This window comes from Coprobacter sp. (assembly GCF_982436375.1).
In genome coordinates this window covers 1-7,182 of sequence record NZ_CEWDCG010000160.1, presented here as the reverse complement: position 1 = coordinate 7,182, position 7,182 = coordinate 1, and the positions used below count along the sequence as shown (strand labels likewise).

The 7,182-nt window shown below is 41.8% G+C and carries 4 protein-coding genes; 3 read left to right on the top strand and 1 reads right to left on the bottom strand.

The window, feature by feature from the left end; translation table 11 throughout:
• Nucleotides 1–9 precede the first annotated feature (9 nt).
• From radA to AC1WHX_RS09185, 3 genes are read left to right on the top strand one after another with little or no spacing between them, the layout of a single operon-like run.
• Entirely contained in the window at nucleotides 10–1,383 is a 1,374-nt protein-coding gene (gene radA / locus AC1WHX_RS09195) for a DNA repair protein RadA (RefSeq protein ID WP_022601014.1), read from the top strand.
• 12 nt (nucleotides 1,384–1,395) lie between these two features.
• Nucleotides 1,396–2,949, top strand: coding sequence for an NAD(P)/FAD-dependent oxidoreductase (locus AC1WHX_RS09190; RefSeq protein WP_122337203.1), 1,554 nt, complete (start codon nucleotides 1,396–1,398; stop codon nucleotides 2,947–2,949).
• Between the two features lie 23 nt (nucleotides 2,950–2,972).
• Nucleotides 2,973–4,430 (top strand): carbon starvation CstA family protein, encoded by a 1,458-nt coding sequence (locus AC1WHX_RS09185; protein WP_303116448.1) that lies wholly within the window; start codon nucleotides 2,973–2,975, stop codon nucleotides 4,428–4,430.
• Nucleotides 4,431–4,525: 95 nt separating this feature from the next.
• Here AC1WHX_RS09185 and AC1WHX_RS09180 read toward each other — a convergent pair whose 3' ends face one another.
• A complete protein-coding gene (locus tag AC1WHX_RS09180; protein ID WP_481229209.1) occupies nucleotides 4,526–7,180 on the bottom strand; it encodes a glycoside hydrolase family 3 N-terminal domain-containing protein in 2,655 nt (884 codons plus the stop codon).
• Nucleotides 7,181–7,182: the final 2 nt, after the last annotated feature.

Sequence of the window (7,182 nt, the reverse complement as noted above, 5' to 3'; positions counted from 1 at the left end):
ACTATATATATGGCAAAAACAAAATCGGTATATATATGCACCAATTGCGGAGCTGATTCTCCGAAATGGATAGGAAAATGCCCTATTTGCGGAGAATGGAACAGTTATGTAGAGGAAATCATCAATACTAAACCTTCAGCAACTAAAAGTTCATATCACTCGACCGAAAACAGCAAATCGAAACCTCTTAAACTGAATGAAATAAATATTGCAGAAGAGCCTCGTATAGATGTGCGAAACAGTGAATTGAACAGAGTTCTCGGAGGAGGTCTGGTTCCCGGCTCATTAGTTTTGATCGGCGGCGAACCCGGAATAGGGAAATCGACTCTGATTTTACAGACGGTTTTAGGTTTACATGGGAAAAAAACATTGTATGTCTCCGGAGAAGAAAGTGCCCGCCAACTGAAATTACGAGCAGACCGAATACAAAAAAGTGAAAATCCTGATTGTTATATCGTTTGTGAAACTTCTTTAGAAGAAATATTCGTGCATATTAAAAACGTACAACCCGATTTAGTTATCATAGATTCTATTCAAACCATATCGACCGAGACGATCGAATCTTCTCCGGGAAGTGTATCTCAAGTGCGGGAATGCTCTGCATCAATTCTCAAATTTGCAAAAGAAACCGGAACTCCCGTCTTATTGATCGGACATATTAATAAAGAAGGCAGTATTGCCGGGCCTAAGGTTCTGGAGCACATCGTTGATACCGTGCTGCAATTCGAGGGAGATCAACACTATATGTACCGAATTCTCAGGTCTATAAAAAACAGATTCGGAAGCACTGCCGAATTGGGAATATATGAAATGAGACAAAACGGACTTCGTGAAGTCAGTAACCCCTCCGAGCTATTACTATCTCAGAATCATGAGGGATTAAGCGGGGTCGCCATAGCTGCGGCCATAGAAGGAATACGTCCATTTCTGATCGAAACGCAATCTTTAGTAAGCACTGCCGCATACGGTACACCACAACGGTCGGCAACAGGATTCGATTTAAGAAGAATGAATATGCTTTTGGCTGTTCTCGAGAAACGTGTCGGATTTAAACTTGCACAAAAAGATGTGTTCCTAAATATCGCCGGAGGATTGAAAGTTAACGATCCGGCTATGGACTTATCTATTATCAGCGCTATTCTTTCGTCCAATATGGACATGGCCATCGAGAACCACACCTGTATGACCGGAGAAGTCGGACTGTCCGGAGAAATACGACCCGTCAACCGAATCGAACAGAGAATATCGGAAGCAGAAAAATTAGGATTCAAACGCATTTTGATTCCGTACAACAATCTAAAAGGGTTTGATGATAAAAAACTGAATATAGAAATTGTTCCCGTCCGTAAAGTCGAAGAAGCTTTCCGACAACTATTCGGATAAAAAAACAACAATATGATCAAAGAATTAAAAATAAGAGTACTACCAAAACAGGCTTCATCGGAATATAATATAATTCAAGCCGTATCACAAGAATACGCCATTGACTTATCTTCGATCAAAGCGATCCGAGTATTGAAACGCTCGATAGACGCCCGTCAAAGACAGGTTATGATCAACATGCAATTAAAAGTATATATCAATGAAATACCTACTGACGATGAATATATACATACTTACTATGGCGATGTATCGGACAAGTCTCCTGTCATTATCGTAGGAGCAGGTCCTGCAGGTTTGTTCGCGGCTTTACGCCTGATCGAACTCGGACGCCGCCCCATTATCATAGAACGAGGAAAAAATGTTCATGAACGACGTAAAGATATTGCCCGTATAAGCCGGGAACAGATCGTAAACAGCGAATCGAATTACAGTTTCGGAGAAGGAGGAGCCGGAGCTTTTTCGGATGGAAAACTATATACTCGAAGCAAAAAAAGAGGATCGGTAGATCGCATTTTAAATATCTTCTGTCAACATGGTGCAGACACATCTATTTTAGCAGACGCCCACCCTCATATAGGTACAGATAAATTACCGGTCGTTATCGAAAACATCCGGAAGCAAATAGAAAAATCGGGCGGAGAGATACATTTCGAAACCCGAATGGACAAGCTTTTAATAAAAAACGATGAAATCATCGGGGTAGAAACCCAAAACGGAAAAGAGTTTCACGCACCCGTTATCCTGGCAACCGGACATTCTGCCAGAGATGTATATTATCATTTATACGAATCAGGGATAGAACTGGAAAGCAAAGGCTTCGCCGTAGGTGTGCGTCTGGAACATCCGCAGCATCTGATAGATCAATTGCAGTACCACAATCCTAAAGGTAGAGGAGAATATCTTCCGGCAGCCGAATACAGTTTTGTAGCTCAAGTAAACGGACGTGGTGTTTATTCATTCTGCATGTGTCCGGGAGGTTTTGTCGTTCCGGCAGCCAGCGGACCTAATCAAATCGTTGTAAACGGAATGTCTCCCTCAAATCGAGGATCAGTATGGGCTAATTCGGGGATGGTCGTAGAAATAAGACCGGAAGATATTGACCAATATTCACGGTACGGAGTATTGTCAGGAATAAAATTTCAGGAAGAACTCGAATATCAGTGCTATGTGAATGGGAATTGTAAACAAACAGCCCCAGCCCAACGAATGACAGATTTCGTCAATAAAAAAGTATCGTTCGATCTGCCTAAATCGTCATACACCCCGGGAGTCATCTCCTCTCCTCTCCACTTTTGGATGCCGGAATTCATTACTTCGCGCCTTAGAGAAGGATTTTCTTATTTCGGTAAAATATCGAAAGGCTTTCTTACAAGAGAAGCACTAATGATCGGAGTAGAAACAAGGACATCCTCTCCGGTAAGAATCCCCCGATATAAAGAAAATATGCAACACGTTCGCATTAAAGGATTATACCCTTGCGGTGAAGGCGCCGGATATGCAGGAGGTATTGTTTCGGCGGCTATCGATGGTGAACGTTGCGCCGAAGCAGCAGCACAATATATGTAAAACTTTTACAAAAACCACATATCATGATCACATTCTGTATTGCTTTATTAGTGCTTATCGGAGGTTATTTTATTTACGGAAAATTCATTGAAAGGGTTTTCGGAATCGAACCCGACCGTAAGACTCCGGCAATCAAGAACCCCGACGGAGTAGATTTTGTACCTCTTCCCCGTTGGAAAATATTTATGATCCAATTTCTGAACATCGCCGGACTCGGTCCTATCTTCGGAGCTATTATGGGAGCAAAATTCGGGACTTCTTCTTTTTTATGGATCGTATTCGGTACTATATTCGCCGGAGCAGTACATGATTATCTTTCCGGGATGATCTCTTTACGGCATAACGGAGAGAGCCTTCCGGAAACTATCGGACGTTATTTAGGCGTCACCACCAAACAGATCATGCGGGGCTTTACAGTAATTTTAATGATACTGGTCGGTGCCGTTTTTGTTGCAGGTCCGGCAGAATTACTCGCAATGTTGACTCCCGAATCTCTTGATTCTAGATTCTGGATTTATGTAGTATTTATCTATTACATCATCGCTACACTATTCCCTATCGATAAAATAATCGGACGAGTATATCCCTTTTTTGCTGCCGCATTGCTCTTTATGGCGATTGGAATACTTGCCGTATTACTCATTCAGTTTCCTGCCATACCCGAAATCACCGACGGACTACAAAATAAACATCCGAATGCAGTAAATTCCCCAATCTTTCCAATGATGTTCATTAGCATTGCCTGCGGGGCAATTTCAGGATTTCACGCAACTCAATCTCCATTAATGGCTCGATGCATGACCAATGAAAATCAAGGACGTTCGATATTTTATGGTTCTATGGTTACCGAAGGTATTGTCGCTCTGATATGGGCAGCAGCAGCTACTTACTTTTTCAGCCCTGAAGGCCAATCGGCATTCGGGATAACCGAAAATGCAGATAATGTAAACGGAAGTGCAGCTATCATCGTGCAAAAAATTTCTGAAGGCTGGTTAGGGGTTATCGGTGGATTCTTAGCCATACTCGGAGTAATCGCAGCCCCCATAACGTCAGGAGATACCGCATTCCGCTCTGCTCGCCTTATTATTGCGGATTTTATGAAGATAGAACAAAAGTCGATTACCAAACGGTTAGTAATTTGCATTCCTTTATTTATACTCGCAATCGGAATTCTTATCTACAGTCTTGCCGATAAAGACGGTTTTGAAATGATCTGGAGATATTTTGCATGGTGTAACCAAACTCTTGCCGTATTCACGCTATGGGCTATTACCGTATATCTCGCACAAAAAAAGAAATTATATTGGGTTACTCTTATTCCGGCCCTTTTTATGACAACAGTTACAATCACCTATATACTGTATGATCCTATCGGAATCAATCTTTCATATAATTTATCCGTAAGTATCGGAATCGGCATGGCCATCATTTCCGGAATCTATTTCTTTCTCAAATTACCGAAACTGAAAAACGTACAATAAACAGATGCTATAATTCACTGTGAACTAATCATATAAAAGCCTGTCTGACTTTTTTTAACAGACAGGCTTTTAAAATTTCCGGTTTTCACCAACCGTCATTTAACAGTCACTTCTCCTTTCAGTTCGATCGTTGCAGAAGAAGGGCCTACAGATATTTCGAACAATCCGGGTTCTACAACTCGCTGCATATCGGCATTGATCAATGAAAAATGTTCGGGAGTTAAAATAATCTCTACGGTTTTCTTTTCTCCCGGAGCTAACTCTACACGAGAAAATCCTTTTAAGGCTTTTCCGGGAAGAGATACGCTACTAACCTTATCTGTCAAATACAACTGGCATATTTCCGTACCTCGCATTTTACCTGTATTCTCAACAGTAAAAGAAACCGTAAGATTCTCATCCTTATTTATTTCCTTAGCAGACAATTGCATATCTCCATACTTAAATGTCGTATAACTAAGTCCATGACCAAATGCGTATAATGGAGTCGTATTTCCATCTACGTACCAATGTTTAAAAGAACGTTTTTTTAGATAAGTAACCGGCAATTGCCCTTGGGAACGAGGGACACTGACTGTCAGTTTACCCGAAGGATTGATATCTCCGAAAAGAGCCTCCACAATGGCTTTTCCTCCAAATTCTCCCGGATACCAAGCATCTAATATGGCATCGGAATATTCATCTGCCGGAGTCATTACGAACGGACGGCCATGCATCAATACCGTAGCTGCCGGACATCCGGATGCACGCACAGCTTGCAACAGCTTGACATCTCGCTCATTCATATTCAAATTCTGCCGGTCTTTCCCCTCTCCGACGAGATTCATCGATTCTCCTACAACAACAATAGTAATATCCGACGTGCGTGCCGAAGCAATAACCCGATTATATAAAGCATCGGCAGACATAGTACGACCGACAAGCCTCCATTCGATAGAAGTCCATGCATTATCATCGATTTCCGCATATTCCACCTGTATCGGGAGTATCTGTCCGGCGTGTAAACGAATACGGTATGTACCATTGTTTTTACCATTATCCCATTGATCGATGACCAGCTTTCCGCCTAAATACAGTTTACTCCAATTATCTGCAGACATCTTGAACTCATACTCTCCGGTTACAGGAGCTTTTATGACCCCTTTCCAACGAGCCGAAAACATATCTCTGTTCACACCCGGAACAGGGCTTAAATTATGCCAATAATGCGAAATCTCAGGATCTACACTCTTATACGCCGGAGTTCCTTTCAGGTCTATTCCGTTAAAAAATTCCACATAAACACCATTTTCCCCACCGGCTTCTGTATACAGTACCGAATTAGGAATAGATTTGAAAGAATCTTCTATCTGACTTTCTATAAAATCGATACGGACACTTTTACCGAATTTATCTTTTAATGCCTCATATACCGTAATACCTCTTGCCTGAGCCGGAGAATAACCGCCCAACAACGACTGATTTGCCAGTTCTCCCACCAGAGTAATACGTTTTACATCTTGTTTAAACGGCAACGTATTGTTTTCATTTTTCAACAAGATCAAAGACTCTTGTGCAGCTTTCAAAGCTAAAGCCTTATGTTCTGCATTATTTTCGGCTTGAACAGCCAGAGAGTCCTCAGTATAAGGATTCTCAAATAATCCCAAACGGAATTTCAGCCTTAATACATCGGCAACCCTACTATCGAGAACTGCTTCATCCAGCGTTCCGTTTTTAACGGCCTCAACAACAGCTTTCTGAAAATCATCGTAAGGGAAATCGTAAAACTGCATATTCAACCCGGCTTTAAGAGATTTAACGACAGCATCTTCAGTATCCACAGCCGTATGATGATCGTTTACCTGTCTTCTTATAGCTCCTAAATCCGATACTACAATGCCGTCAAAACCCCACTCTTCACGTAAGATCTTAGACAACAGCCATTCATTCGCAACGCAAGGAATCCCGTCAATATCATGATAAGCGGCCATTACTCCTTGAGCGTGTCCCTCTTTCACCGCTTTTTCGAAAGTATATAAATGGAATGAACGGGCTTCTCGTTCGCCGATATTAACCGATGAGGCATTCGTCCCCGATTCCGGAATACCATGAATACCGAAATGTTTAGGCTCTGATGCCACGGTATTATTATCTCTCAAGTCATTGCCTTGCATACCTTTTACAAGATTAACCCCTAATCGAGAAGTCAAATACGGATCTTCACCGAAAGTTTCCTCAACACGCCCCCATCTTATTTCATGAGCAAGATCCAAATTCGGGCCCAATATGAAATGCACGCCATGAGCACGGGCTTCTGTGGCAATAACCCTTCCAATAGAATAGAGCATGGTTGTATCCCAGCTCGAAGAATTACCGATAGGAATAGGGAAAGCTGTACCTTTTACACCTTGATAGCCGTGCAATCCTTCCTCTATAAAAAGCAAAGGAATACCCAAACGCGAGTTTTCCACCGCATGTTTTTGTATAAGATTAGCTACTGCAGCATGAGCAGGATATAAATCATGGACAGCCCCGATACACATGCTATCTACAAAATGCTTCAACTGTTCATCGGATAAAGTATTTTCGTCTATGACAATTTCTTTTGCCGACAGCATATCCAGTTGAGCAGCTTTTTCTTCTACTGTCATACGCCCCAATAAATCCTGTACTCGAGTTTCGACAGGTAATGACGAATCTTTATAATCGGCTTTATTGCTACAAGCGACAAAAGCCGATACGAAAGCGCATAGGAATACGCTCCGGATAATTT

What these genes read in the sequence shown, in the direction of transcription:
- radA (WP_022601014.1), top strand. Translation starts at nt 10, where the DNA reads ATGGCAAAAACAAAATCGGTATATATATGCACCAATTGCGGAGCTGAT.
- AC1WHX_RS09190 (WP_122337203.1), top strand. Translation starts at nt 1,396, where the DNA reads ATGATCAAAGAATTAAAAATAAGAGTACTACCAAAACAGGCTTCATCG.
- AC1WHX_RS09185 (WP_303116448.1), top strand. Translation starts at nt 2,973, where the DNA reads ATGATCACATTCTGTATTGCTTTATTAGTGCTTATCGGAGGTTATTTT.